The sequence below is a fragment of the Bradyrhizobium sp. 76 genome (assembly GCF_023073025.1).
Lineage (GTDB): Bacteria > Pseudomonadota > Alphaproteobacteria > Rhizobiales > Xanthobacteraceae > Bradyrhizobium.
In genome coordinates this window covers 1-2765 of sequence record NZ_JADPIS010000018.1, presented here as the reverse complement: position 1 = coordinate 2765, position 2765 = coordinate 1, and the positions used below count along the sequence as shown (strand labels likewise).

Below are 2765 nucleotides of genomic sequence, written 5' to 3'. Positions count from 1 at the left end.
TACGCTTTGCCCGTGCGGTTGCGGCGCCATGACGAAGATCGGCGAGGACGTCAGCCAGCGCCTCGACGTGATCCCGGCGCAATGGCGCGTGCTGATCACACGCCGCCCAAAATACATCTGTCGCCGCTGCTCCGGCCCCGTCGTGCAGGCGCACGCACCGGAGCACGTCGTGCCCGGCGGGCTGCCGACCGAAGCGGCCATCGCGCATGTGATCGTCTCCAAATTTGGCGACCATACGCCATTTTACCGTCAGGCCGAGATCTATGCGCGCCAGGGCATCCGGCTTGATCGGGCGACACTGGGCAACTGGTCCGGCCGCGCCTGCTTCCATCTTCAGCCCATCGCGGAACACATGCGCCACCACCTGGCCATGGCGGATCGGCTGTTCATGGACGAGACCAAGGCGCCGGTACTCGATCCGGGGCGCGGCCAAACGAAGAAAGGCTACTTCTGGGCGATTGCCTCAGACGACCGCGGCCACAGCGGCCCAAGTCCGCCGATCGTGCTGTTCCGATATGCCCCCAGTCGCAGCGGTGCCTTCGCTGAGCAGTTCCTGGATGGCTTTGGCGGACGCTTCCTGCAATGCGATGCCTATGACGGTTATGATCGACTGACCGAAGTCGCTCGACTGCAAGGGCCTTGGACGCTCGTGCATTGCTGGAGCCACTTGCGCCGACGCTTCGTCAAATTGGCCCGCAATAGCAAATCGCCGATCGCCGAGGCCGCCATTCGGCACATCGCACAGCTTTACGCCATCGAAGCCATGGTCCGCGGTGCATCGCCGGACATCCGGCTCGCCGCACGAAAGGAGCATTCGTTGGCTCTCGTCGCCGCTTTGAAAATGTGGTTCGAGAAGCAGCTGTCGATGATCTCCAGCGGTTCGACGCTCGCCGAGGACATCCGCTACGCGCTCAATCACTGGCAAGGTCTGACCCGCTTCCTCGAAGACGGGCGCCTCGAGCTCGACACCAACCCTGTCGAGAACGCCATCCGGCCAGTCTGCCTGACCAGAAAAAATGCGCTCTTCGCCGGTCATGAGGTCGGAGCCGAAAACTGGGCCTTGCTCGCCTCGATCGTCGCCACCTGCAAGCTCAACGACGTCAACCCGGCCGCCTACATCGCCGAAACACTCGAGACGATCATCGACGGCCATCCCCATAGCCGCATCGAAGACCTCATGCCGTGGCGATTCCGCAAAACGTCAAGCCAGCCTCAATAGGGTTGCGGCTAAGCGCTTACGACCGAAGCCGCCAAGGCTCGCGCCTCGCCGGCCTGACACGCGAAGCTGCGACGCGTCCAAACCGCGGCATACCAACAGGCCCAACCGAGACACCCAAACCAAATCGCCAGCCGCGCCTTCAGCGCCACGGCTCCTCGTCGCCTTGCCAAATCCTTCTATCCTCCGTCGCAGAGCAATTGGCCGTGTGAGAAATACGGGCTAGTACCACGTCACAGTGATTATGACTCTTTGGGAGTGGCGGGATAGGAGCCTGCCATTTTGGCGCGGGCCTTGTCTGTTGTGAACATCCATTTGATGCGGGAGCGGGCGGCGTTTCGTTGCCGTCCCAGGCAGTGATCTCGCGGCGCAGCGCTTGGGGTCGTCGATCCTGCGATCCAGGCACTGGCCCCGCAGGACGCCGATCTCGATCTCAACCATGTTGAGCCAGCTGGCGTGCTTGGGAGTGTAGTGGAACTCGAGTCGTCGCAATATCCGCCTGGCTTCGGCGGGCGGGAACGCCTGATACACGGCGCCGGCGCAGTGGGTCGATAAATTGTCCTGAACGACCCGGATGATCTCGGCATCGGGATAATGGATGTGGACGAGATCGCGCATGCATTGGGCATAGTCTTCTGCGGCTCGCCGGTCGGTGACCTTGACCTTGCGCCAGGGACGATGCACGTCGAGGAGGACGAAGCGGACGAAGAGATTGACCGTGCCATTGCGACGATACTCGTAATCGTAACGTTCGAGCTGGCCCGGCCTTGCCGGGATGGGCTGACGGACCTCTCCGATGAGTTGCACCGGGCTTTCGTCGAAGCACACCACCGGCCGCTTGGGGTCGGAAGCCTCGGCGTAGAGGTCGAGCACATCCTCCATACGGGCAACGTATTCGCCGTCGACCTGCGGAATGCACCACATGTCTTTGCGCCAGGGCTTGAGGCCATTTTCGGCCAAACGCCGCCGAACCGTCTCGTGCGACAGGCTCTTGTGTTCGGTGAGCTTGACCATCGCACCCGCCAGCAGCTTGAGCGTCCAGCGGGCACGGCCCTTGGCGGACTGGCGCAGGCTGTCGCCACCAGCAAGGCTTCTTCCTTGCCCGTGAGTTTGCGTTCCGCCCCGGGACGCATCTCTTCGCTCAGCGCCCGCTCCAGATTGCCTTCCACGAAGCGTCGCTTGGTCCGGTACACGGTCGAGCCGCTCACGCCGACGCTCCTTGCGATCTCCTCGTCGCTGGTCCCGGCATCGGCGGCCAGCAAAATCTGCGCTCGCTTGAGCTTCCGGGACGCGTGCTTGCCGCCGCTGAGCAGCGCCCTCAGTTCGGTGCACTCGATTTGGCTGAGTTCGACCCGATAGCGTACATTCGTGGAGTGCCTCCTCGTTCGAGGCACGCACGAACAACTGAATCGGATGGCCGGCGTGAGTCCTTCGACAAAACCCTTCACGCCCACGCAGGGGCAGTATCTGGCTTTTATCCACCTCTATACCCGGCTGCATCGCAGGCCCCCGGCCGAAACCGACATGCAGGAATATTTCCGCGTCAGCC

1 protein-coding gene and 1 pseudogene are annotated in these 2765 nt (G+C 62.7%); one reads left to right on the top strand and one right to left on the bottom strand.

Annotation, left to right across the window (positions count from 1 at the left end; all coding sequences use genetic code 11):
* A partial coding sequence (locus tag IVB48_RS06410) for an IS66 family transposase (protein ID WP_256468870.1) occupies positions 1-1219 on the top strand: 1219 nt, incomplete at its 5' end.
* A gap of 239 nt (positions 1220-1458) precedes the next feature.
* On the opposite strand, the pseudogene IVB48_RS06405 reads toward IVB48_RS06410, so the two are convergent.
* A pseudogene (locus tag IVB48_RS06405) lies at positions 1459-2610 on the bottom strand (IS630 family transposase).
* Between the last annotated feature and the right edge of the window lie 155 nt (positions 2611-2765).